Raw genomic sequence first — 24,036 nt, forward strand, 5'->3', positions numbered from 1 at the left:
CATAACAAAAACAAACGTCCAACTATGGGAGACATCAAAATGGTAGAACGGAAATCCCTTTCCAGACGCACGGTGCTAAAAGGCGCAGGCGCGGCTGCATTGGCCGCACCGCTTTTCAGCAAAAGCGCGCTGGCGTCGTCGGGTGAGATCAATATCCTGATGTGGTCGGACTATCTTCCGCCCAGTTTCATTGAAGAGTTCGAGACCCTGACCGGGATCAAGGTGAACTACACCGGTATCGGGTCGAACGAAGAAATCATCAACAAGATGAAGGCCACCAAGGGCCAGGGCTTTGACATCGTGTCGCCCACCAACAACCGCTCGCTTCAGTGGGAGCCGCTGGAACTGCTGCAACCGTTCGACATGAACAAGGTTCCGGTTGATCTGGTGAACCCGGCGATGGCCAAGATCGGCACCGACGCGTGGAACTTTGGTGACAGCGGCGCACACTGGCTGCCGCATATCTGGGGCACCGAAGGCATCGCCTATCGCACCGACCTGTGGCTGCCGGAAGGCGACGCACCGTCCTATGGCGACGTCTGGTCGGAAGAGAACGCGGGCAAGACCATGGGCCGTGCACATTCGATGATGCTGGGCGCGGGTCTCTATATGGAACGCTCGGGCGAGATGGAGCCTGGCTCGGTCTGGGCCGCTTATGGTGACGAAGACACCATGCGCAAGGTCTGGGGTCAGATCACCGACTGGTGCGTGGCGCGTAAGGATCGGATCAAGCTGATCTGGAACGACGCAGATACGCAGAAAAACGGCCTGCTGAACGAAGGCGTTGTGGTTGGGCAGACCTGGGACGGCCCGCCGCTGGCCCTGAAATCGGCCGGTGAGCCTGTGCACTATCAGGCACCGGTCGAAGGTGCGATGGCTTGGGTTGACGGCATCTCGATGCCGACGGGTGCTGCCAATATCGATCAGGTCTATGCCTTCATCGACTTTGCCTATCAGGCGAAACCGGCCGGTGTTGCGATCGACAGCCACGGGTACAACTCGCCCGTTCTTGGTGCCGACCAGTATTCGGGCGACACCTACAAGAAGAACTTTGCCGAGGCCTATCCGGGCGACTCACTGGCCAACCTCAACCCGTGGCCTGCCGAAGCGCCCTGGTATGCGGAAACCCGCACCGAGTTCGTCAACAAGTTCAAAAGCGCCTAAGCGTTTCGAACCCCGGCCCCTTGCAGATGCGGGGGGCTGATCCCTGCGCGCCCTTGTGGCGCGACAGGCCTATCAGGGTGCGAAAATCATGTGCCCCAGACGGAGATATCTAAAATGAGTGCAGGGGTCGGAGTAGATCTGGAAAACCTGTGGATCCGTTTCGGCGATTTCGTCGCCGTGCGCGATGCCAATGTGAACATCAACGGGGGCGATTTCTTTTCGTTTCTTGGCCCCTCGGGCTGTGGCAAGACAACGATCCTGCGCGCGGTTTCGGGGTTTCTTGACCCCAGCGAAGGCAAGGTGCTGATCGGTGGCAATGACATGCGCGGGATCGGACCCAACAAACGCCCGACAGCACTGATCTTCCAGAACCTCGCGTTGTTCCCGCTGATGAAAGTGTGGGAGAACATCACCTTCTCGATGGAGATCAAGGGGGCCAGCGCCGCGCAACGCCGCAAGCGCGCCGATGAGTTGCTGGACATGATCGCTCTGCCGGGACAGGGCGACAAACTGCCCAGCGAGCTTTCGGGCGGTCAGCGTCAACGCGTCGCCATTGCCCGCGCGCTGTGCGCTGAACCCGACGTGTTGCTGCTGGACGAACCGCTTTCTGCGCTCGACCTGAAACTGCGCCAGCACATGCGCACCGAGCTGCGCGAAATTCAGCAGCGCGTCGGCATCACCTTCATCTACATCACCCACGATCAGGGTGAGGCGCTGACCATGTCGGACAATATCGCCGTCATGCGCGCCGGGGTGATCGATCAGATCGCGGACGGCAAAACCATCTACAACGACCCCAACACGGCCTTTGCGGCCTCATTCGTGGGCGAGAACAACGTGTTCCGTGGCAAGATCAAGCAGGTGATGGGCAACGAGGCGCTGATCGCGACCAACCGCTCGGGCGATTTGGTGGCGCGGATTTCGTCCGCCAATCAGGGCAAGATGAAAGAAGGCGATGACGCAATGATGTTCATCCGCCCCGAGGCCTTTGCCATTGCCCCGGATGGCGCAACCGGAGACCATTTCGTCACCGCCCGCGTCAATCACGAAGAATTCGAGGGCAACGTTTTCAACATCTTCACCGAAGGGGATGGCGGGAAAGAGATCAAGGTATCTCTGCCAAACCTGGGGCAATCCTTCGAAGATCACACCGGCCAGACCATCACGCTGGAATACGAGGCCCGCAATGCGGTTCTGGTTCCCGCGGGTGAACTGGCGGCAGAGTAAGGGGTTCAACAGATGCCCCGATTTCTGAAAGATTTCTTCAACCGCAATGGCACCGGCATGGGGTTGATGATCCTTGGTCTGGTCCTGTTCTGGACCATCGGCCTGATCATCCTGCCGCAATTGTCGATGCTGGATTTTTCGTTCCGTCCCAACCTGCCGCCGCCTGAAATTGGTGGCCCCAAGGACGTTTACACGCTGGAGAACTACAAATACCTGATCTACGGCCCCGAAGGCGGCAGTCAGGCTTACAACGCGGTCGATCTGCGCGTGTTCTTCCGCACGTTGCTGGCGGCGGTCTGTGTGACGATCTTCAACCTGATCCTGTGCTACCCGATTGCCTATTACCTGGGTCAGTCCAAGGGCAATCACATCCGCATTTTCGCGATCATGCTGATCATCCCCTATTGGATCAACGAGATCCTGCGCGCCTTTGCCCTGCGGATCATCTTTGGTGAGACCGGGGTTCTGAACACCCTGTTCATGGGTCTGGGCATCTGGGACACGCCGTTTGATTTCATCCGCAACGACATCGCGCTCTATGCCGGTTTGGGCTACGCCTACATCCTGCTGATGATCTTCCCGATGTATAACGTGATCGAAAGTCTGGACGGCAATCAGATTGAGGCCGCGCGCGATCTGGGTGCCCCATGGTGGCGCATTCACTGGCGGGTCGTGATCCCTTATGCCAAGCCGGGCATCAGTTCGGGCTGTACCATGGTGTTCATGCTGTCCGCCGGTGCGCTGGCCGCGCCGCAAATTCTTGGCGGGCCGTCCAGCCTGTGGTTCACGCAGCTGATCTATCAGCAGTTCAACGACAACAATGACTGGCCACAAGGGGCCGCCTACGCCATCGTGCTGCTGGTGACCTGTATCCTGTTCGTGCTGGCCGTGATGCGCCTGTTCAAGGTGAACATGGGGGATATCGGGAAATGAATAATTCCTTCCTCCGCATAAGTATCTGGGTCTATCTGACGATCTTCTTCCTGTATCTGCTGGGACCGCTGGTGATCATGTCGATCACCGCCTTCAACTCGCCCAGCTTCCCAAGGATGAGCCCGTGGGAATGCCTGACCTTCCAGTGGTTCGGAGAGCTGTTTCAGGATCAACGCATCCTGAACGGCATCAAGAACTCGCTGATCATCGGGGCCGGGACCGTCGTACTGTCGGTGGCGATGGGTTTGGCCGGGGCGCTGCTGCTGACGCAGATCTGGCCCAAGCTGCGCGCCACCTACTACACGATCATCATCGCGCCGATCCTGATCCCGGGCGTTGTTCTGGGTATCTCGACGCTGGTGTTCTGGGACCGGATCAACCGGATGCTGGGGCTGGGTGCGGACAGTGTGTTGTCGAACGGGATTTTCCTGACGGTGATCGGCCAATCCACCTTTATCGCCAGCTATTGCATGCTGGTTCTGGTGGCGCGTCTGCAACGCTATGACGTGGCCCTGACCGAGGCGGCGCTGGACCTGGGTGCAACCCACGCACAGGCGTTTCGTAAAATCCTGCTGCCCTTCATGCGCCCGGCGATTGCGTCGGCGGCGGTGCTGGCGTTTCTCGCCTCGTTCGAGAACTACAACACCACCACCTTCACCTTTGGCGAATACCCGACGCTGACCATCGAACTGGCGCAGAAGGTGCGTTATGGCATCACGCCTTCGATCTCGGCGCTGGCCTTTATCATCGTGGTTCTGACGGTGTTCTTTGCCCTGCTGAACGAGGCCAAGCTGAAGCGTCAGGAACTGGTGGCCGCAGCGCGCAAGAACGCCACCGTTGAGGAACTGGCAAGCAAGATCAAACTGCCCAGCTTCTTCGCGGGCAATATGGCTGCGGTTCTGCTGGTGGTCTTCGCGGTTGCGTCGATCACGGTCGTCGGCACGGCTACGGCCTACAACCCCGGTCAGTGCATCGCCGACGTGCGCGAGCAAAAACAGCTGGAAGCCGAACAGCGCATTCAGGAACTGCGAAAGCAGCGCGAGGAGCGCCGCAAACAGCGCGAGGCGGAAGAGGCCGAACAAGGCACAACGCAAACCGCGCCGAAACCGTCGAACAACAGCGGATTCGGAAACGTGTTTGCCCCCAATGCGCTGGGTGGCGGAGAGGCCGAAAACGATGAGTCAGAGACCGAAGAGCAGCCATCAAACAATGGCGGCTTTGGCGGCGCCTTTGACCCCAACAGTCTGCAAAGCGACTAGTCGCAGGCGCTGAAAAACAGCCTCGGCCCGGACGGAAACTAGATCCGTTCGGGCCGTGCGCGTTTCAGGATCAGGACATCGCAACCCGCAATGCGGTGACCGTTCCATTCAACCGGGTCGGCGTTGTAGTTGATCAGGAAAACGTGCTGGGCCGTTTCACGCTTTCGCAACCCGTCGGGCAGGGGATGCAGGGTCAGCCCTGTCGTCTCCGCAGCCATCGCAATGACGCGGTCCCACAGCGCCTCATCCGGGAACCCGGCCAGATACCACAATCCGCCGTCCCCTTTCAGGGCAGGGGTTCCATCCTCAAAGCTCAGCAGGTCGGGGGCGGCACCGGATACCCGGTCAATCCAGTGCTGCGCCGATCCGCCACCTGCCACAGGGCGCTGGATATTCGGTGGCAGCGTCTCGACCAGATCGACGTCGCAGTCCAAACCGTTCAAACCGGGGCGGCCCGTCGTGGGGATTTGGAAATCGCCGGTGATGGCCCCGGCTCGCGGGCCGAGAATGGCCAGATCGCAGGCGTCTGACAGACGCTGTTCCAGGCCCTCATCGACCGTTGCCAATCCCGGTGCAAGGATCATCGCGTAGCCGTCGGGAACAGCGTTCGCCGGGACGAAATCCACCGACACCCCGGCCCGCCGCAACGCGCGATAGGCCGAGAACACCAGTCGGAAATAATCAAACCCGGCACCCTGAGGTTGCGTCACCCAAGCCCAGTCCGAGGCATAGTCGAACAGGATCGCCACGCGGGCCTGTTCCTGCTGAACCTCGCCCAAGGTGGCCAGATCATCGACTGTCTGGCGCGCCTCGGCCAAGGCCGGGGCAGGGCGATTGCCTGGCGTCAGTAATCCGGCATGCATCTGTTCCTGCGCAAAGGGTGCTTGTCGCCAGCGGAAGTAACTGACCACTTCGGCCCCATGCGCCACGGCCTCAAGCGACCACAGACGGACCATGCCGGGAAGGGGGGCTGGGTTGTACGGGGCCCAGTTCACCGGGCCGGGTTGCTGTTCCATCACCCACCAGCGACCCCGTCCGACAGCGCGATACAGGTCATGATGGAAGGCCTGCATATCCGGGTCGCCCTGTTGCAGGTATTTGGTTTTGTGCTCCGCACCGTCCTCCAGCCGATCCGACAGGAACCCAAGCGGATAGCTGTCCCAGGTGGCGATATCCAGATCGGCCCCCACATCGAAATGGTCGAACTCCAGCACGCGGCCCATATAGTTGTGCAGCAGGGGCGCATCTGTCAGATCCCGCAGCACCTCCACCTGCGCCTTGTTGAACGCCACCACCTGATCCGAGCTAAATCGGCGGAAGGCCAGAACATGGGCCGGATTGGGTTCCGTCACGGTCAGGTTGGGCAGGTCGATTTGGTCGAAACTGCTGTATTCCATCGACCAGAACACATTCCCCCACGCTTCGTTCAGCGCCTGGACCGAGCCATAGCGATCCGCCAACCAGCGCCGAAACGCGTTCAGGGCGGGGGGGCTGTAGCTGAGCGTGGTGTCATGACAGCCATATTCATTGTCGATCTGCCAGGCCGCAACATGCGGATTTCGGCCATAGCGCTCACCCATGATCCGGGTGATCCGCGCGCAGTCCTCAATGTATCCACGATGGCTGAAACAGTAATGCCGCCGCGAGCCGAACTTGCGAACCTGACCCTGAGCATCGACGGCCAACATATCCGGGTGTTTGTCCAGCATCCAGCGCGGGGGCGTGGCTGTTGGCGTACCAAGAACAACCTTCAGGCCCGCCGCGCCCAGCGTATCGATAGCGCGATCCAGCCAGTCGAATTGCAGGTCGCCCGGCGATGGCTCCATCCGGCTCCAGGCGAATTCACCGATCCGCACCCAGCGCAAGCCCGCCTCAATCATGCGCGCAACGTCTTCGGCCCAAACAGCCTCGGGCCAGTGTTCGGGGTAATAACAAACGCCAAGTTCTGGCTTCATAAGAGGACTCTGTGTTCTGCCTGACCCTGACCGGCATTCAGCGCGGTAAAGGTCATTCCGTTGGAAGGTTGGGTTTGGATCGCCTCGGCGCTCAGCCCTTCGCGGGCTGTGGTGCAAAAAAGCGTTGTCAGTTCATCGCCGCCAAAGGCCGGGCATGAGGTATGGGCCGCATCGAAACGCACCGAATGCAGGTATTTGCCCGAGCGGTCATAGGCGGCAACCCGGTGGTCGCCCCATTGCGCGATCCAGATATTGCCCGCCGCATCGACCACAGCGCCATCCGGGTTCAGCCTGTCGGTCCACAGGTTCAGAAACACCGACGCCTCGCCTTCGGGCCATCCGGTTTCGGCGTTCAAAGGCCAGCGCATGACCTGCCGCGTCTTGGTGTCGGCATAGAAGGCGCATGACCGATCCGGCGCGAAACAGATCGCGTTCGAGATGGTCACATCGGGAACAAGGCGGCGCAACTCGCCCTGCCAAAAGCGGTAAATCGAACCGGCACCCGGCTCGGCCCGCTTGCCCATGGTGCCGATCCAGAACCCACCCCACGGGTCCGCGCGCCCGTCATTCGACCGGGTGATCGGGTTGTCGGCCTCCAGCGCCACCACCAGATCCTTGCGCCCCGTGGTCAGGGAAAACCGCCACAGCCCGGTTTCGGACGCGATCAGCAACGTATCGTGATCCACCCAACCCGCGGCTGAGACATGTTCGGAAAAGTCCCAACTTTTCTGTTCGCCTGCTTCCTGGGTCATCAGACGCTTGTTCAGGATATCAAACCAGAAAAGCTGTTGCCGCTCGGGATGCCACAACGGGCCTTCGCCCAATTCGCAGGGGCGGTTGTCGAATATGGCGCTCATCCCACAGCCTCGTCATAGGCTGCAACAATCCGGATGGCCCGTTCCGAGATTTCGGCGATGTCCATACCCGGCTTGAACAGGGCCGACCCAATGCCGAACCCGTCTGCGCCTGCGGCGAGCCACTGATCGAAATTCTCGGGCCCTGCACCGCCGACGGCAAAAACCAGTGTCCCTTGCGGTAGAACCGGGCGCAGCGCGGCCAGACCGGATGGTCCGGCGGTGACACCCGGAAACAGCTTCAACCCCGTAGCCCCGGCCTTTAAGGCGGCAAAAGCTTCGGTCGGCGTGTATACACCCGGCCAGCTTTGCAGGTTCAGCGCAATCGTGCGCGCAATCACCTCGGCGTCGAAATTCGGTGACACAATCAGTTTCCCACCGGCCTGTGCGACATCCTCTACCTGTTGAACGGTCAACACCGTCCCCGCACCTATTAACGCCTGCTCTCCGAAGGCAGAGGCCAATCGGACGATGCTGTCCAGCGGGTCGGGTGAGTTCAGCGGCACCTCGATCCGGTCGATGCCCGCCTCGATAATGACACGGCCGACGGTTTCAGCCTCCGATGGCTTCAATCCGCGAAGAATGGCGATGATCGGACGGCTCATGCGGTTTCCTTCGTCAGCGTGCGGGCCAGTGCCAGACCGGCCAGAGTGGAGAGCGTGGCATCCGCCGTCTCGACGAATGCGCCCTGTTGCTGCAGGGCTTGCGCATAGATCTTCGAGACCTCGTCCGCACCGATTATGGCCAGTTGCTGGCCCAGCCAATAAGGCCGGGTCGCCGCAAGCTCGGCCCCGATCAACAGGCCGGACAGACGCGCCCGGGCAATGGCCCTGTCCTGCCCCTGCAACAGGTCCGCTGCGCGCAGACCAAACAAACGTCCAGCCAGATTTTCCGGTTTTGACAAAGTGTCTGCCACAGCCTCGGCAAAGGCCGGATCGTCCCAACCTTCGCCGACCGAATGTTTCAGAACCGATTGCCCGCACAGCAGGTCAAACATCTCACCCGTCATGAAGGTGCGGAAGCTGATCACTTCGCCCGCGCTGATCTGAACCCATTTGGTATGGGTGCCGGGCAGACACAACACGCCGTCCCAGTTCTGATGCCCGGCCAGAAATCCGGCGATCTGGGTTTCTTCGCCCCGCATCACATCTGGCGGCGCCGCTTGTTTCAGACCCGGCACGATAAAGGCCCGAATACGCGGATCGGTGCCGGGAACACGAACCGGCGCATTTGGTACGGGGGCCGAGGGCACAGCGGCATAAGGCGCTTCGGCCCAGCCTTGCCGCGCGCCAACCATGCCACAGGCGACGACATCGACGGGCGCATCGCCCAGCCAATCTTGCACCAGCGCCAGCAGCGCAGATTGAAACGCGCCCGGCGCAACTCGGGCCATGCCCAGATCACACTGCGCCTGATCCAGCACCGTGTCGCCCTGCATGGCCCAGGCCCGTAAGTGAGAGGTTCCCCAATCGACAGCAATCCATTCGGTCTTCATCGCGTCACCCCGATACCACTACGCCGCCGTCAACGGCCATGCACTGCCCGGTCATGGCGCGGCTGGCCTGAGACGCCAGAAACAGGGTCGGTGCGATCATGTCCTCGGGCGTCAGGTGTTCTTTCAGGCATTGGCGATCCATATGGGCGGCCAGATCTTCGGGCGTGGCCCACATATCCAGTTGTTTCTGCGTCAGTACCCAGCCCGGGGCCAAGGCGTTGACGCGGATGTTCTGCGGCCCCAATTCGCGCGCCAAGGACCGCGTCATGCCGGTGATCCCGGCATTCGAGGTCGTGTAGATCGGATAGCCCGCATTGCCCATCATGTAACTGATCGAGCTGAAATTGACGATGGCACCGCCCTTATCCTGCATTTGCCGCGCGGCTTCCTGACAGGCGAAGTAATAGGCCTTGAGGTTGACCTCGATCATCCAGTCCCAAAACTCGGTTGTGGTTTCTTCCAGCGAGTGGCGTTTGTCATTGGCCGCGTTATTGATCAGCACATTCAGGGGTCCATGCGCCTCGGCGGCTTTTTGCATGGTGGCGCGCAGCAATTCGGTGTCGGTCATGTCGCCCTGCATGAACAGCGGGGCGCGACCGTGTTTATCACGCATTTCTTCGACAAAAGCGCTGGCGTCCGAGCGGCCGATGAAGGCAACGTTTGCCCCTTGCGCCAGGAACCCATCCGTTAGGGCTGCACCGACGCCCGAGCCGCCGCCGGTGATATAGACAGACGCCCCGTTCAGGTCATGGAATGTGGCGGGTTGGGTCATCAATGGCTCTCTCTGGTCACAAGGCGGGTATCTTTGCCGACAAGAAAATCAAGGTCTGCGCCCTGATCGGCTTGCAGCACGTGGTCGATATAGAGTTTTGCATAGCCGCGGGTGTAGTGCGGGTCGTCCGGTTGCCATGCCGCGCGGCGGGCGTCCAGTTCCTTTTCATCGACCAGAAGTTCCAACTCGCCCTTACTGGCCGAAACGCGGATGCGGTCGCCGGTTTTGACCAACGCCAGAGTACCGCCCGCCTGCGCCTCGGGGCTGACATGCAGAATGACAGTGCCATAGGCGGTCCCCGACATGCGCGCGTCGGAAATGCGGATCATGTCGCGCACGCCTTCTTTCACCAGCTTGGCAGGGATCGGCATATTGCCGACTTCGGGCATGCCCGGATAACCCTTGGGGCCGCAGCCTTTGAGCACCAGAATGGTCTCAGGAGTCACCGGCAGGTCATCGCGGTCGATATTGGCTTTGAGGTCTTCGATATTCTCAAAAACGTAAGCCTCAGCTTCGGTTTCCAGCAAAGCGTCTGTGGCCGCCGAAGGTTTCACGATGGCCCCATTCGGTGCCAGATTGCCCCGCAGCACGCGTAGGCCAGCAGCGGGTTTCACCGGGTCGTTGGAAGGGCGGATCACGTCTGAGTTGAAGCATTCAGCACCTTCGTAATGGGCCGAGATGTCCTTGTTCAAAACCGTTTTTGCCGGGCGCAGGAAGGGCTTGAGTTCGTTCAGAACCACCGGCACGCCGCCTGCATAACAGAAATCCTCCATCAGGTACTTGCCCGAAGGCATGCAATTGACCAGCAGGGGGATTTCGGAACCGATCTCAAAGTCTTTCAACGTCAGATCGACGCCGACACGACCCGCCAACGCGAGCAGGTGAACCACCGCGTTGGTGGAACCTCCAACGGCTGCGTTGGCGAGGATGGCGTTTTCAAACGCCTCTTTGCTCAGAATGTCGGAGGGTTTGAGGTCTTCATCCACCATCTCGACAATCCGCTTGCCGGTCAGATGCGCCAGCGCCATGCGGCGGGCGTCAACTGCGGGCAGGGCGGCATTGGTGGGCAGGGACATGCCCATCGCCTCGACCAGCGACGCCATAGTCGAAGCCGTGCCCATGGTCATGCAAACCCCGGCGCTGCGCGACATGCCGGATTCGGCGTTCATGAAGTCCTGCAGCGTCATCTCTCCGGCGCGCACGGCCTCGGAGAATTTCCACACATCGGTGCCCGAGCCGATATCCTGACCGCGATATTTGCCGTTCAGCATCGGGCCGGAACTGACGACGATTGACGGCAAATCGACCGATGCCGCGCCCATCAACTGGCCCGGCGTGGTCTTGTCACACCCGCCCAGCAGGACAACGCCGTCGATGCCATAGGCGCGGATCGATTCCTCGACATCCATCGCCAGCAGGTTGCGGAACAGCATGGCGGTGGGTTTCATTTGCGTCTCGCCCAGCGACATGACCGGGAACTCGACCGGAAAACCTCCGGCCTCCCACACGCCGCGTTTGACGCCCTCGGCCAGATCGCGCAGGCCCGAGTTGCAGGGGGTCAGTTCGGACCAGGTGTTGCAGATGCCGATGATCGGTCGCCCGTCGAAGGCGTGATCGGGGAAGCCCTGGTTCTTCATCCAGGACCTGTGGATGAACCCGTCCTTGTCGAGCTTTCCGTACCAATGCGCTGAGCGGCGTTTCTTTGTCATTCTTGTCAGCCTTCTACTCTTGGGGTCAGGCGGCCTTGGCGGGTTTGCACCAGTCCGGCAGCCAGTCGGTATGCGCAATCAGCAGATCGTCAACTAAGTTTCGGATCTGGCGCAGGTCCAACTCGGCAGCGGTGTGGGGGTCCATCATGGCAGCATGATAGATATATTCCGGGTTCTGATCGGCCAGAGCGCGCACCGTTAGTTCCTGCACATTGATCTGCGTCCGCATCAGCGCGATCAGTTGCGGCGGGATATCGGTCACGACCGAAGGCTGCACCCCGTTGCTGTCCACCAGACAGGGGGTCTCGACCGCAGCGCCAAGGGGCAGTTGCGGGATTTGACCGGTGTTGGGCAGGTTGCCATAGGCCACATAGGGCGTATCGGTGACGATAGCGTTCATCAGATCGGCGGCGAATTCATGGCTGCGGGTGACAGTGATATCACGGCCATCGGTCAGCGTCTTGGCCTGCTCTTTCCAGTTGGCGACCTGTTCGATGCAGCGGGTGGGGTATTCGTCCAGCGGGATCGAGAATTGCTCGATCAGGTCCGCGCGCCCGTCCTTGATGAACCACGGAACGTATTCTGCCAGATGTTCCGAGCTTTCGGTGCAGAAATAGCCAAGATGGTCCATAACCTCATAACGCACCTTGTTGGGACAACGCGGCATCAGCAATGGCGGTTTGGGCAGGCGACCGCTGGCATAGCCTTGCCGCAGTGCGGGGTAAAGGTCGCGGCCTTGATGTTCCAGTTTCAGGAAGAAAGCGACGTGGTTGACGCCCGCAACCTTGTAGCGGAATTCGTCCTTGGGCAGGTCCAGATCATGGGCCAGTTCCTCGGCCGTGTTCTGGACCGAGTGGCACAGGCCCACCTGTTTCAGCGCCGGGAAATGTTCCGCCAGCGCCCATGTGTTGATCGCCATCGGGTTGACGTATTGCAGCAGCGTCGCGTTGGGGCAAAGCTGCATCATATCGCGCGCCACGTCCCACAGAACCGGAACCGTGCGGAGCCCGCGCATGATGCCACCGACTCCCAGCGTGTCGGCAATGGTCTGGCGCAGGCCGTATTGTTTGGGAATCTCGAAATCGGTGACCGTGCAGGGCTCATATCCGCCGATCTGGAAGGCGGTGATGACAAAGTCGGCCCCGTCCAGCGCGGCGCGGCGGTCAATATGCGTTGAAACGGTTGCGCCCGTACCGACCGAGCGGATCATGGCGCGGGCCACCGTTTCGCTTTCGGCCAAACGTTCGGGATTGATATCCATCAGCGCAAAGTGGCTGTCGGCCAGCGCAGGGGTCAGCAGCGCGTCGCCCACGATGTTCTGCATGAAGATCGTCGAGCCCGCTCCGACAAAGGCGATTTTGGTCATTTTGCAAACCTTTGGTTTGACGTTATTTTACGGCACCGAGGGTCAGGCCCGCGATGAAGTGTTTCTGCATCAGGAAGAACATGGCCACCGGCGGCAGGGCCGCGACGATGGAACCGGCACTCATCAATTGATAGGCGGCGCGGAATTGCGCGTTGAAACTGGTGATGCCTGCGGTGACAGGCTGGCTTTCTGCGCCCTGGGTCAGGACCACGGCCCAAAAATAGTCGTTCCAGATAAAGGTGAAGATCAACACGCTGAGCGCCGCGATCGCAGGCTTCATCAGCGGCAGAACCACGTACCAGAAGATACGCCATTCGCTGATACCCTCGACCCGCGCAGCCTCGATCAGTTCAAAAGGCAGGGCGCGGATGAAATTGCGCATGAACAGGGTACAGAATCCGGTTTGAAACGCGATGTGGAACAAGACCAGCCCGGTTTTGGTGTTGTAGAGACCTAATTCCAGCGTCAGGTCGCGTACGGGAACCATCAGAATCTGGAACGGCACGAAATTGCCCGCGACAAACATGAAGAAGATCCAGAGGTTCGATTTGAACTTGTAAATCCCCAGCGCGAACCCGGTCATGCAGCTAAGCGCGACACATCCGATCACCGTTGGGATGGTGATCAGGAAAGAGTTCATCAGATAGCGCGGCATGTCCGAGTTGAAGAAGACCTGGCCGTAGTTGAACGCGCCTTCAAAGCTCGACGGCATGCCCCAGTAGTTCGCATTGGTAAAATCCGCAGCGGGCTTGACCGAGAACAAGGCGACCGCCAGCAGCGGCCCCAGCCACAACAGAAGGGCGACTGGCAACATGGCCTGATAGGTGATCTGCGCTGCGCGGGGTTGTTTTTCGATGGGTTTGGGAAACATCTCAGTGCCCCCTTTCTTCGCGATACATCGACCACAGGAAGTAGGCGATGAAGCAGAGCATGATCAGGAACAGGATCACCGCGATGGCAGCGCCGTATCCCATGCGGAAGCCGTATTCGGACAGGGCGACCTCGAACATATAATAGGCCAACACGCGGGACGACCCGAACGGCCCCCCTTGGGTCATGATCGAAATCAAGTCGAACGACCGCAGCGCTCCGATGATGGTGACAACGAAGGCGATAAAGGTGGCCGGGCGCAGTTGCGGCAGGATGATGTGCCACAGCATACGCCCGCCTTTTGCACCGTCCAGCCGTCCGGCCTCGATCTGTTCGGGGTCCACGGCGTTCAGGCCGGTCAGGTAGAGGATCATGCAGTACGCGGTCTGCGGCCAAAGGCCCGCGAAGATGATGCCGTAGGTGACGAACCTCTCATCGCCCAGCACGTTGAGCGGGCCCATGCCAAAGAAGCCAAGGAACTCGTTCAGCAGGCCAAAGGTCGGATCATAGAACCATGTGAAAACGAGGCCGACGACGACCTGAGAAATCACAAACGGAAAGAAGAACAGCGATTTATACAGGCGGATGCCCCAGACCGTCTGGTTCAGGAACAGCGCAATGAACAGGCCCGCCGGGATGGCCAGCAAGTAAAGGAGCAGCCAGATCAGGTTGTTTTTCAGCGAGATATAGAACGCATCCCGATCAACCCATTCCCAGTAAAGGTCCTCGTAGTTGCGGAAGCCCACATATTCCGCAGCCCCCAGCCCGTCCCATTCATAAAGCGACAGGTTGAAGGACTGGAAAACCGGGATGATCACATAGACCATAAAGAACAGCAGACCCGGGGCCAGAAACAGCCACGGCGCGATACGCTGTTGGTTGCGGTGGAACCAGCTTTCCTGTTCTGGGGCGTCTGCGGCAATGGTCATGGCGGCATTCCGGCTGAGGGGTGGCGGGCTGATGCCCGCCTTACATTTGCAGTTTGGCGTAGGCCGGGCTTCAGCCCGGCCCTGTCCGTTTAGTTGTCGTAGATGCGCTGACGTGCGCGCTCCAGCTTGGCCAGGATACGATCAGCATTGTCCGGCTTGACCATGAATTCCTGGAAGCCTTCCATCGACACCTTGGCCATTTCGGCAGGCGCGTCACGATCCCAGAACTGGGCAACGCCGCCCGGGCTGTTCGACGACAGCATAGTAAAGCCCTGCTGCAGGAACTTGTCATCATCCACAGCAGACTGTGCGTTCACCGGCAGCTGCCCGAGGTTTGCACCGTTGTTGATCTCGGTCTGTTCATCCGCCGAAACCACAAAGCGCAGGAATTCACGCGCGGCTTCCTTGTTCGAGGCATTGGCAGGGATGTGGAACGTGTCGGTTGGCGCATCTTCGGCCAGTTCGACATCGGGGTTGATGGCGACGAACTGGTAGAAGTCCAGTTGATCGTCCGTCAGGCCTGCCTCGCGCAGCGGAGCCACGGCGAAGTTACCCATCAGATAGGCCGTGGCCTCGCCATTGACCATGAAGGGCAGGGCCTCTTGCCAGCTATAGGTCTGGTGGTTGTCGATGAACGCACCCATGTCGATCAGCTGCTTCCAGTTGGCGAAGGTCTGCTTGACCCGGTCGTCCTCCCAGCTGATCTCGCCATTGGCGAGCTGGTTGTGGAAGTCGAAGCCGTTGGTGCGCATGTTCAGGTAGTCGAACCAGCCACCGGCGGTCCACAGGAACTTGGTGCCGATGGTATAGCAGGCACGACCGGAATCGACGATCTTCTGACAGTTGGCCAGTTCTTCTTCCCAGGTGGTCGGCTCGGTCAGGCCCAGTTCATCAAAGATGTCTTTGCGATAGTAAACGCCCCACTGGTAGTAGGTATAGGGCACGCCCCACTGCTTGCCGTCGATGGTCATCGCGCCCTTGGTCGAGGCCAGATTTTCGGCAATCTCAGGCTCGGCCCACAGGTCCGAGACATCTTCAAACAGACCCGCCTCGACATAAGGTTTCATCCGGTTGGCCGCGTACCAGGTGGCCACATCAGGCGTATCCGCCGTCAGGAAGTTGCGGATCTGGGTCTTGTAGGCTTCGCGGTCGATCACGGTGGTCTCGATCTCCAGCCCCGGGTGCTGCTCTCCGAACCGCTCGATCATCGCTTCCATCGTCGCGCGCGGCGCCGGGTTCGATGTATCGAGGAAGATTCGCAGTTCACCGGTCAACTCGGCCGCAACAGGCGCGGCAAGTGCCACACTGGCCGCCAAAGCAGCCGCAGTGCGCTTGAACATGGAATGCATGGTTTCCTCCCTTAAGCTTCCATTTTGTAGTTCCAAATATTGAAACCTAGTTTTATATATTGAAAACTACACATCGACTCGGCTAGTCTTGTCAAGACCCTGATGAGGATGGCGGCGGTCAAACGGAGGAGAACAGGCACCCGTGGCTGGTGACGGAACAATAGGCAAAGCATGTGATGTGCTGGATCAGGTGGCGTCGTTCGGGCGCCCCGTGCGGTTTGCGGAATTGCTGGACCGCAGCACCTTTCCCAAGGCGACACTGTATCGGTTTCTGCAAACCCTGACCAATCAAGGCATGCTGTCGTATGAGCCCGAGCGTCAGACATATACCCCCGGTTTGCGGCTGGTGCGGTTGGCACATACCGCCTGGACCCAAAGCTCTCTGGCCCCGATTGCGCGGCCGTTTTTGGATGCGCTCAGCCAGGAAACGGGCGAGACGGTGCATCTGGCGCAGCTTGATTCCAGTCAGGTCCTGTATGTCGACAAGCGCAACGCCGCGCAGCCGGTCGAGATGTATTCGCAGGCCGGCAAGGTTGGACCGGCCTATTGCACGGGCGTCGGCAAGGCGATGATGGCCTTTCTGGACAACGAAGCGCTGAACAAAGCGGTGTCGCAGCAAAGCTATCACCGTTTCACGGACAAAACGCTTGCGTCCGAGCAGGCGCTGCGGGCTGATCTAGACCTGATCCGCCAGCGCGGTTTCGCCGTGGATGACGAAGAACACGAGCCCGGCATTATCTGTATCGCTTGCCCGATTTTGACCTCGGGCGGGCGGATGCTGGGCGCGATTTCCGTGACCGGTTCAACAGATCGAATGAATTTTGAGCAATTGGAAGCCTGGGTTCCCCGGGTTCGGCGCGTGGCCGAACAGATCGGGGCCGAGGCGCAGGCGTGGCGGTTCCCCGAAACCCGCCGGGATGCCTATAGCGATAGGATGCAAGGGACATGACAGGTGTAACTCTGAACCAGGCGATCAAGCGGTATGGCCAGACTCAGGTCATTCACGGCATTGATCTGCAGATCGAAGATGGCGAATTCTGCGTGTTCGTCGGCCCCTCGGGCTGCGGCAAGTCCACGCTGTTGCGGATGATCGCTGGGCTTGAGGAAACATCCGAAGGCCAAATCCATATCGGCGCGCGCGAGGTGACCCATATGGACCCAGCCAAGCGCGGCGTGGCAATGGTGTTTCAGACCTACGCGCTCTATCCGCATATGACTGTGGCCGAGAATATGGGCTTTGGGCTGCGCATGAACGGCGTGGCCAAGGGTGAGATCGACAAGAAGGTTCAGGAAGCCTCGAACATCCTGAAGCTGGATCAATACCTGAAACGCAAACCCAAGGCCCTGTCCGGCGGGCAGCGTCAGCGCGTTGCCATCGGTCGTGCGATCGTGCGCGGCCCCGAGGTGTTTCTGTTTGACGAACCGCTGTCGAACCTCGACGCCGAATTGCGGGTCGAAATGCGGGTCGAAATCGCCCGTCTGCATCAGGAAATCGGCGCGACGATGATCTACGTAACCCACGATCAGGTCGAGGCGATGACAATGGCCGACAAGATCGTCGTTCTGCGCGATGGCCGGATCGAGCAGGTGGGTGCCCCCATGGACCTGTACCGCGATCCTGATAACCGCTTTGTTGCCGGTTTCATCGGCTCGCCCGCAATGAATTTCCTGGACTGCGACTATGCCGACGGCCATGTCACGCACCCCGCACTTAGCCAGCCCTTGCCGGTTTCCGCCTCGGTTCCTGCTGGTCTGTCCAAGGTCACCTTGGGCATGCGCCCCGAACACATCCAGATCGACCGCTCTGCCGAAACCTGCACGGTTGATCTGACCGAAGCACTGGGTGGGGTGTCGTACTCCTATCTGCTGACACCCAATGGCGACAAACTGATCGTCGAGGAACGCGACGACCAGCGCAGCACAACGGGCGAGCGCATCGGCATCTCGGTCCAGCCCGAACGTGCGATGGTGTTTGATCCTGAGACAGGTCAGCGGTTTCGCCCGTAGTTCGTTGCGCGACCCGGCGCCTAGCCTATCCAAACGTGATTTCGATTCCGACGTCGGCAAGGTTGAATACCCCGGTTCCAACTTTACCGGACAGCTTCCATTCTTTCGGCGTCATCAAGCGGCTGAGCAACTGCCACAGGCGCCCACAGATCGACTTGAGCCAGTTTATCACAACTTTGAGCTTGTCTTTTATCCTCTGGCCGATCTGGGCAAAGCCGGGATTTTGCTGAACTTGGCGTGCTGTCATCAGACTGATTTTCATATCGACCTGATTGGCAAGGTCCAAGAGCCGCGTCAGAAGGGCTTGAAGCGCAAGAATCTCGTTATTGACCTGAGTGCCGTCGCCTTCACGCAACTGGACCCTCAAATTCGCGAGCCTTGCAAGAATAAGTTCTATCAACTGGTTGATGCGATCTCTGATCGCGTTCAAATCGTCGGCTTCGTCAAACTCATTCAAGGCATTTCCTGCGGTTTCAGGGCTTTCGGGTTCCAATTCTCGGTGCAGTTCAGTTGCGGAACGGCGAAAACTCTCTTCAATTTCCACGACTTCCTGTTCCAACTCTTCCATCTTAAATCTCCCGTTCAATGCGTTTTCCAATCTTGGAAGGATACCACGTCATTGCCAGAAAATCACACGGGTATCCGCCGGCTCAATCTTGGGCTGATTCATTGAGCTGCGCCGGTTTTTGCGAGATCCTGCCACCCGTGGCAAAACGCGCGCCCATGGGTGATTGATTCCAATCCAAACCTCATTTATGGGAGGCCCTGTCAAAACAGAGTCACCCAGGGGCGATAGTATTGGTCTGCCCCTACCGCGCCACGCTGATGTGGCCCCAACTCTTGGATCGCACGCCCCGAAAGGCTTAAAAAAGGTAAAAGAATATGGCAGATAAATCGAACTTCGACATATTGTATACCATTGTAGACGAAGCGCCTGAACTGGCCAGCGCGTCGTTTCTGCCCATCATTCGCAAGTTCGCCTCGGCGGCGGGTGTCAGTGTTGGCACCAAGGATATTTCGCTGGCGGGCCGTATTCTGGCAACCTTCCCGGAAAACCTGACAGACGCGCAGCGCATCACCGATGATCTGGCCGCTCTGGGTGAGTTGGTGAAGACACCGGATGCCAATGTGATCAAACTGCCGAACATCTCGGCCTCGGTGCCCCAGCTTGTGGCGGCCATCGAGGAACTGCAATCGCAGGGCTATGACATTCCGAACTACCCCGAAGAACCCTCGACCGATGAGGAAAAGGCGATCCGCGCGCGCTATGACGCGATCAAAGGCTCGGCCGTGAACCCGGTTCTGCGCGAAGGCAACAGCGACCGCCGCGCGGCGCGGGCGGTGAAGAACTATGCCCAGAAGAACCCGCATTCGATGGGTGAGTGGTCATCGGACAGCAAAACCAAAGTGTCGTCGATGCCGGGTAACGATTTCTACGCAAACGAGAAATCGGCGACCATTACTGCGGCACAAGCCGGTGATGCCAAGATCGAGTTCGTGGGAAAAGACGACAGCGTGACCGTTCTGAAAGACGGCTGGCCGCTGGCTGAGGGCACCGTGGCCGACGCGACGTTCATGTCGGTCAAGGCGCTGTCCGCGTTCTTGGCGGACGCGATCGAGGACACCAAGACAGACGGCACCATGTTCTCGCTGCACATGAAGGCCACGATGATGAAGGTCAGTGACCCGATCATCTTTGGTTATGCGGTCAAGGCGTGGCTGGCCCCGGTGTTCGAAAAATTCGGTGCCGAGCTGGACGCGTTGGGCGTGAACCCGAACTCAGGCCTTGGTGATCTGCTGGAGCGTGTTCAGGGCAACGCCGACATCATGGCGGCCATTGACGCGATCAAGGGCGACCGCCCGTCCATGTATATGGTCGACAGCGACAAAGGCATCACCAACCTGCACGTTCCGTCGGACGTGATCATCGACGCCTCGATGCCCGCCGTGATCCGCGCGGGCGGCAAGGGCTGGGACGAGACCGGTGCCAAGGGCGACACCAACTGCGTGATCCCCGACCGCTGCTATGCGTCGGTTTACGATGAATCCATCAAGTTCTTCAAAACCAACGGCGCGCTAAACCCGGCCACTGCCGGTGCGGTCGCAAACGTCGGCCTGATGGCACAAAAGGCCGAAGAATATGGCTCGCACCCGACCACATTCCAGGCCCCTGCTGATGGCACCATCCGCATCGTTCTGGCCAATGGCGAGACGCTGCATTCGCATGATGTGGAACAAGGCGACATCTGGCGGTCCTGCACCGTCAAGAAGGCCCCCATCGAGAACTGGATCCAACTGGCGATGGATCGTCAGCGCCTGACCGGGTCCGAGGCGATCTTTTGGCTCGACGCAAACCGCGCCCATGACGCCGAGCTGATCAAATACGTGACGCCCGTGCTTGAGGCCGCAGGCGTTGCCGACAAGTTTCAGATCATGGCCCCACGCGAGGCGACCCGCCAGTCGTTGGAAACCATCACGGCAGGCAATGACTCGATTGCCATCACCGGCAACGTGCTGCGCGACTACCTGACCGACCTGTTCCCGATCCTGGAACTGGGCACCTCGGCCAAGATGCTGTCCATCGTCAAGCTGATGAATGGCGGCGGTCTGTTTGAGACCGGCGCGGGCGGCTCGGCCCCGAAACACGTGCAGCAGTTGGTTGAGGAAAACCACCTGCGCTGGGACTCGATGGGTGAATTCTGCGCGCTGGGTGAATCCCTGAACTTCCTGGCCGACAGCAAGGGCAACGCCAAGGCGGGTGTTCTGGGTGCCGCAGCCGAGGCCGCGACGCAGGGCATTCTGGACAACAACCGCTCGCCCAGCCGCAAGGTCGGCCAGCCCGACAACCGCGACAGCCACTATTGGTTTGCTCGCTACTGGGCCGAAGCACTGGCCGCGCAGTCGGACGATGCGGAACTGGCGGCAGAGTTCGCACCCATCGCGGCAGACCTGGCAGCGAAGGAGGAGCAAATCCTTAGCGAATTGGCCAACGCGCAAGGCGCAGCGGCTGACTTGGGCGGTTACTATCACACCGACCCGACAAAAACCGCTGCCGTGATGCGCCCCAGCGCAACACTCAACGCGATCATCGGCTAAACCAAAACCGACCGGATAACCGTGCTTCGGCCCGGTCACTGATCGAGCAAAACCAAAGAGGGTGGGCCTTTATCGGCCTGCCCTTTGTTTTTCGTTTCCAAATTAATTAAGATTTAAGGAAAAAGCACAACTCAAGGTTCAGTTTGGCAACACTCACGCAGCCGTTGAACAAGCTTGAACGACTTGTCTTGCATTTCAGGAATGCGTGCAGATTATCAGAGACTTAACGCCCATGCGCCTCGGTCGCTGGGCCAAGGGCAGAGTTTCTACATGAACGGGAGCGATCATTTGGACAGCGTTGGGCGTGGCGAACGGTTAGGCCGGATTCTGTGCTTGATCCCGGCATTGTACTTTTTTGCCACGTCGGCTTACGCGCTGGTCAACTTCGCCGAATACGCCGCCGGCACCGCACGGTTGCTGCGCTATGTTCTGGTTCCGGCTGCATTGGGCCTGTTTTTGGTGCTTGCCGCAGTGTTCACACGACGCGACACACGGCTGATGGTCGGGATTTGCATGTCCACCTTGTTGGCGACGCTATTTCTGTTCGAAGGCTATATCAGCGTCAAATCTCTACAAGGCGAATTGGGGTCGGTCGGCATTGTGAAGGACGATGTTGATCTGGCACCGTATCTGCAAAACCTACCGCCCGCTGCGACGTTGAAAAGCGTCAACAACGCGGTGGAACTCAAACAGTTGAGCAAGGCGGTTTTGGCACCGCAGCCCAAGAACCAGATGTTTCTGTGTTCGCTGGATGGCCAGCCGGTCACGTATGAGCCCGACAGGTTAGGGTTCCGAAATCCCGACTCTGTCTATGATGGCGACATTGAGGTGTTGGTGCTGGGGGACTCGTTTGTTGAGGGGTTCTGTTTGCAAGATGGTGAACACCTTGCGGACCAGCTGCGCGCCTATTCTCCCAACTTGTTGAATCTGGGGCACCGCAGCGCCGGGCCCTTGTTCGAACTAGCGGTTTTGGGGCGCTATGGCCCGGCCTTTGAGCCGGATTTGACGATAATGGTGTTCTTTGCAGGCAATGACTGGCGAAACCTGAACCGCGAACTGACAATGCCGTGGCTTGCACAAGCTCTGGAAGACGGGGTGGATTTCGGGCCTGTCGCCAAATCGGATCAACAGCTTGCAACGCTGACAGATCAGATTGATCACCAGTGGGGCAGCATGGACTTGTCCCTGAGCCACTATTTCCAATCCAGACGTGTTGTTCGAAATTTCCTTGCCTTGCAAAAAACTGCCAAGCTGTTGGGGCTTCACTACCCGCAGGCGGTCGCGCCACAACCCGAGTACAAGGATGTTCTCAGCCGCGCTGAGGAGATAGTGGCGCAATGGGGGGGCGAGCTTGTTATCGTCTTCGTGCCCCCGGTCGATCGTTTTAGTGGTTTGATATCGCAGGACTTCCTGCACGACCCGCTCAGAGACTTGGTTCAAAGCGCCGCCGACGAGGTTGGGCTGGCGGTGATCGACCTGACAGATCAGTTTGAAGCGCATCCCAGGCCAAAGGATTTGTACGCGTCAGACGCGCATTTCAGCCCGGCCGGGGCGTCGCTGGCGGCCGGGGCCATCGCAGCAGGATTGCAGCAAAGGGGGTTTATGAACTGAGTCATTGGTGACGGTGCCGCTTATGGAAGCGCACATAACGTTTTAAGTATTTGTAATTAATTGTCAATTTCTAGTCGATGTAAGTTCAGATAGGTGAAGCTGACGATCAAAGTAGATTCGAAATGATTGAAGCTATTTCTTCAACAATAATCTGGAAACCGCACTTTCCGTCACAAACAAGTGGCAATCCAAGACTTCGCAGGCTCATTCTTTAGAATTGTGAACTACATCATTGTTCCGTTGTTTGATTTGTAGCAGGTATTTTTAATGAAAGTTGTTCATGTGATTACGGGCACCAATGTTGGGGGTGCCCAAATTATGTTGCAAAGATATTTAGCGGCGTTGGGATCTGACGCCCGCGATCATTCGGTGGTCTCGTTGATGGGTGACGGTGTTATTGCAGAGCCGATCCGCTCTTTGGGGGTCAATGTCACTTCGCTGAATTTGCGGGAAGGGCAGGTGACGCCGGGCTCGCTGGTGAACCTGCGCCGTGCGGTCAGGGAACACGCTCCGGACGTCGTGCATGGATGGATGTATCACGGATGCATGGCGGCCTGGGCCGCAATTGCCGGGCGCATCACTTCGAAACCCGGGCTTGTCTGGGCGGTGCACCATTCCTTGCAGGACATTCAGAACGAGAAATGCTCAAACCGCATTCTGATACGCGCGCTGGCCAAACTGTCAGGCTTCGCCGGGCAGATTACCTATTGTTCGGACGTATCGCGCAAACAGCACGAGGCTATTGGGTTCTCGGGCGCGAATTCGGCGCTTATCCCCAATGCGATCGACACCAATATGTTTCGCCCGGACGATGCGGCGCGCAAGCGGCTTGAGGATCTGTGCGGCGTGAATGACGGCAGGTTTTTTGTCGGCAATTTTGCCCGCAGCCATCCGATGAAGGATCATGTTTCGATGGTCAGGGCAACGGCAAAGCTGCTTGAATCCGGCTACGATGTGCATGCGGTGATCTTTGGGCAGGGCACCACGACAAGCCCTGCGGTGGCCGAGGCCAACGCTTTGGGCATCAGCGATAGGGTCAGCGCCTTCGAAGGCCGACCCGATGTGGAAAAACTGGTGCCGGGTCTCGATATTTTTCTGCTGTCCTCAGCCTGGGGCGAAGCCTTCCCACTGGCGGTGGCCGAGGCAATGGCATGCCAGGTTCCCTGCGTCGTAACGGATGTGGGTGACAGCGGCTTTCTTGTCGGCAACTCCGGGCTTGTCGTTCCACCGGCTGATCCGGACGCTCAGGCCGGGGCCGTGGCGCAACTTCTGGATGCGGGACCGGACAAGCGCGCGGAGTTGGGCCAACTGGCCCGTGAAAGAATTAAGTCGGAATTTTCTGCCGAGAGGTATATACAGTTGCACGAGGATGCCTATCTTAAGGCGATGTATGTTAAGGCGTCGAGCAATAGTGGTTTGTCGAAGTCTGCCTAGGTTTGT

Annotated in this window: 20 protein-coding genes; 9 read left to right on the plus strand and 11 right to left on the minus strand. The window is 59.2% G+C overall.

The window, feature by feature from the left end:
• Positions 1–39: 39 nt before the first annotated feature.
• From ACR0LW_RS07340 to ACR0LW_RS07355, 4 genes are all read left to right on the plus strand, one after another.
• Positions 40–1,164, plus strand: coding sequence for an extracellular solute-binding protein (locus tag ACR0LW_RS07340; protein WP_480882081.1), 1,125 nt, complete (start codon positions 40–42; stop codon positions 1,162–1,164).
• A 114-nt stretch (positions 1,165–1,278) separates the two neighbouring features.
• Entirely contained in the window at positions 1,279–2,391 is a 1,113-nt protein-coding gene (locus tag ACR0LW_RS07345; RefSeq protein WP_170453800.1) for an ABC transporter ATP-binding protein, read from the plus strand.
• Between the two features lie 12 nt (positions 2,392–2,403).
• The gene (locus tag ACR0LW_RS07350; RefSeq protein ID WP_170453799.1) at positions 2,404–3,324 is read left to right on the plus strand and encodes an ABC transporter permease; all 921 of its coding nucleotides are present in this window, start codon (positions 2,404–2,406) and stop codon (positions 3,322–3,324) included.
• Positions 3,321–4,583: an ABC transporter permease gene (locus tag ACR0LW_RS07355; protein WP_480882082.1), complete on the plus strand. Its 1,263-nt coding sequence runs from the start codon at positions 3,321–3,323 to the stop codon at positions 4,581–4,583. Before ACR0LW_RS07350 ends, ACR0LW_RS07355 begins: the two co-directional genes overlap by 4 nt.
• A 38-nt stretch (positions 4,584–4,621) precedes the next feature.
• Here ACR0LW_RS07355 and ACR0LW_RS07360 read toward each other — a convergent pair whose 3' ends face one another.
• From ACR0LW_RS07360 to ACR0LW_RS07405, 10 genes are all read right to left on the minus strand, one after another.
• Entirely contained in the window at positions 4,622–6,538 is a 1,917-nt protein-coding gene (locus tag ACR0LW_RS07360) for a beta-galactosidase (RefSeq protein WP_480882083.1), read from the minus strand.
• The gene (locus tag ACR0LW_RS07365; RefSeq protein ID WP_480882084.1) at positions 6,535–7,395 is read right to left on the minus strand and encodes an SMP-30/gluconolactonase/LRE family protein; all 861 of its coding nucleotides are present in this window, start codon (positions 7,393–7,395) and stop codon (positions 6,535–6,537) included. Before ACR0LW_RS07365 ends, ACR0LW_RS07360 begins: the two co-directional genes overlap by 4 nt.
• Positions 7,392–7,997: a 2-dehydro-3-deoxy-6-phosphogalactonate aldolase gene (locus tag ACR0LW_RS07370; protein WP_170736094.1), complete on the minus strand. Its 606-nt coding sequence runs from the start codon at positions 7,995–7,997 to the stop codon at positions 7,392–7,394. Before ACR0LW_RS07370 ends, ACR0LW_RS07365 begins: the two co-directional genes overlap by 4 nt.
• Positions 7,994–8,887 (minus strand): 2-dehydro-3-deoxygalactonokinase, encoded by an 894-nt coding sequence (locus tag ACR0LW_RS07375; protein ID WP_480882085.1) that lies wholly within the window; start codon positions 8,885–8,887, stop codon positions 7,994–7,996. Before ACR0LW_RS07375 ends, ACR0LW_RS07370 begins: the two co-directional genes overlap by 4 nt.
• A gap of 4 nt (positions 8,888–8,891) precedes the next feature.
• A complete protein-coding gene (locus tag ACR0LW_RS07380; RefSeq protein WP_480882086.1) occupies positions 8,892–9,659 on the minus strand; it encodes an SDR family NAD(P)-dependent oxidoreductase in 768 nt (255 codons plus the stop codon).
• Positions 9,659–11,368 carry an IlvD/Edd family dehydratase gene (locus ACR0LW_RS07385; RefSeq protein ID WP_480882087.1) on the minus strand — a complete coding sequence of 570 codons (1,710 nt, stop codon included), beginning with the start codon at positions 11,366–11,368 and terminating at the stop codon, positions 9,659–9,661. Before ACR0LW_RS07385 ends, ACR0LW_RS07380 begins: the two co-directional genes overlap by 1 nt.
• A gap of 25 nt (positions 11,369–11,393) precedes the next feature.
• Complete coding sequence (gene melA, locus ACR0LW_RS07390) at positions 11,394–12,734, minus strand: alpha-galactosidase (protein ID WP_480882088.1); 1,341 nt, start codon at positions 12,732–12,734, stop codon at positions 11,394–11,396.
• Positions 12,735–12,756: 22 nt separating this feature from the next.
• The gene (locus ACR0LW_RS07395; RefSeq protein ID WP_170453790.1) at positions 12,757–13,605 is read right to left on the minus strand and encodes a carbohydrate ABC transporter permease; all 849 of its coding nucleotides are present in this window, start codon (positions 13,603–13,605) and stop codon (positions 12,757–12,759) included.
• 1 nt (position 13,606) lies between these two features.
• Positions 13,607–14,533, minus strand: a complete 927-nt coding sequence (locus tag ACR0LW_RS07400) for a carbohydrate ABC transporter permease (protein ID WP_170522817.1) — start codon at positions 14,531–14,533, stop codon at positions 13,607–13,609.
• A gap of 89 nt (positions 14,534–14,622) precedes the next feature.
• Positions 14,623–15,882 (minus strand): ABC transporter substrate-binding protein, encoded by a 1,260-nt coding sequence (locus tag ACR0LW_RS07405; RefSeq protein ID WP_480882089.1) that lies wholly within the window; start codon positions 15,880–15,882, stop codon positions 14,623–14,625.
• Positions 15,883–16,024: 142 nt separating this feature from the next.
• On the opposite strand from ACR0LW_RS07405, the gene ACR0LW_RS07410 reads away from it, so the two are divergent.
• Both ACR0LW_RS07410 and ACR0LW_RS07415 read left to right on the plus strand, forming a co-directional pair.
• Positions 16,025–16,831: an IclR family transcriptional regulator gene (locus ACR0LW_RS07410; protein WP_480882090.1), complete on the plus strand. Its 807-nt coding sequence runs from the start codon at positions 16,025–16,027 to the stop codon at positions 16,829–16,831.
• On the plus strand, positions 16,828–17,889 hold the full coding sequence (locus ACR0LW_RS07415) for an ABC transporter ATP-binding protein (protein WP_480882091.1): 1,062 nt from the start codon (positions 16,828–16,830) through the stop codon (positions 17,887–17,889). The genes ACR0LW_RS07410 and ACR0LW_RS07415 overlap by 4 nt, the downstream gene beginning before the upstream one ends.
• Before the next feature lie 25 nt (positions 17,890–17,914).
• Here ACR0LW_RS07415 and ACR0LW_RS07420 read toward each other — a convergent pair whose 3' ends face one another.
• Entirely contained in the window at positions 17,915–18,457 is a 543-nt protein-coding gene (locus ACR0LW_RS07420; protein WP_480882092.1) for a hypothetical protein, read from the minus strand.
• Between the two features lie 314 nt (positions 18,458–18,771).
• Between ACR0LW_RS07420 and ACR0LW_RS07425 the strand changes: the two genes are divergently transcribed.
• The 3 genes from ACR0LW_RS07425 to ACR0LW_RS07435 all read left to right on the plus strand — a co-directional run bounded on the left by ACR0LW_RS07425 (position 18,772) and on the right by ACR0LW_RS07435 (position 24,030).
• Positions 18,772–20,985: an NADP-dependent isocitrate dehydrogenase gene (locus ACR0LW_RS07425; RefSeq protein WP_480882093.1), complete on the plus strand. Its 2,214-nt coding sequence runs from the start codon at positions 18,772–18,774 to the stop codon at positions 20,983–20,985.
• A 201-nt stretch (positions 20,986–21,186) separates the two neighbouring features.
• A complete protein-coding gene (locus tag ACR0LW_RS07430; protein WP_480882094.1) occupies positions 21,187–22,596 on the plus strand; it encodes a GDSL-type esterase/lipase family protein in 1,410 nt (469 codons plus the stop codon).
• Between the two features lie 267 nt (positions 22,597–22,863).
• Positions 22,864–24,030 (plus strand): glycosyltransferase, encoded by a 1,167-nt coding sequence (locus tag ACR0LW_RS07435; protein ID WP_480882095.1) that lies wholly within the window; start codon positions 22,864–22,866, stop codon positions 24,028–24,030.
• Positions 24,031–24,036 lie beyond the last annotated feature (6 nt).

Source organism: Ruegeria sp. N4 (genome assembly GCF_056531425.1).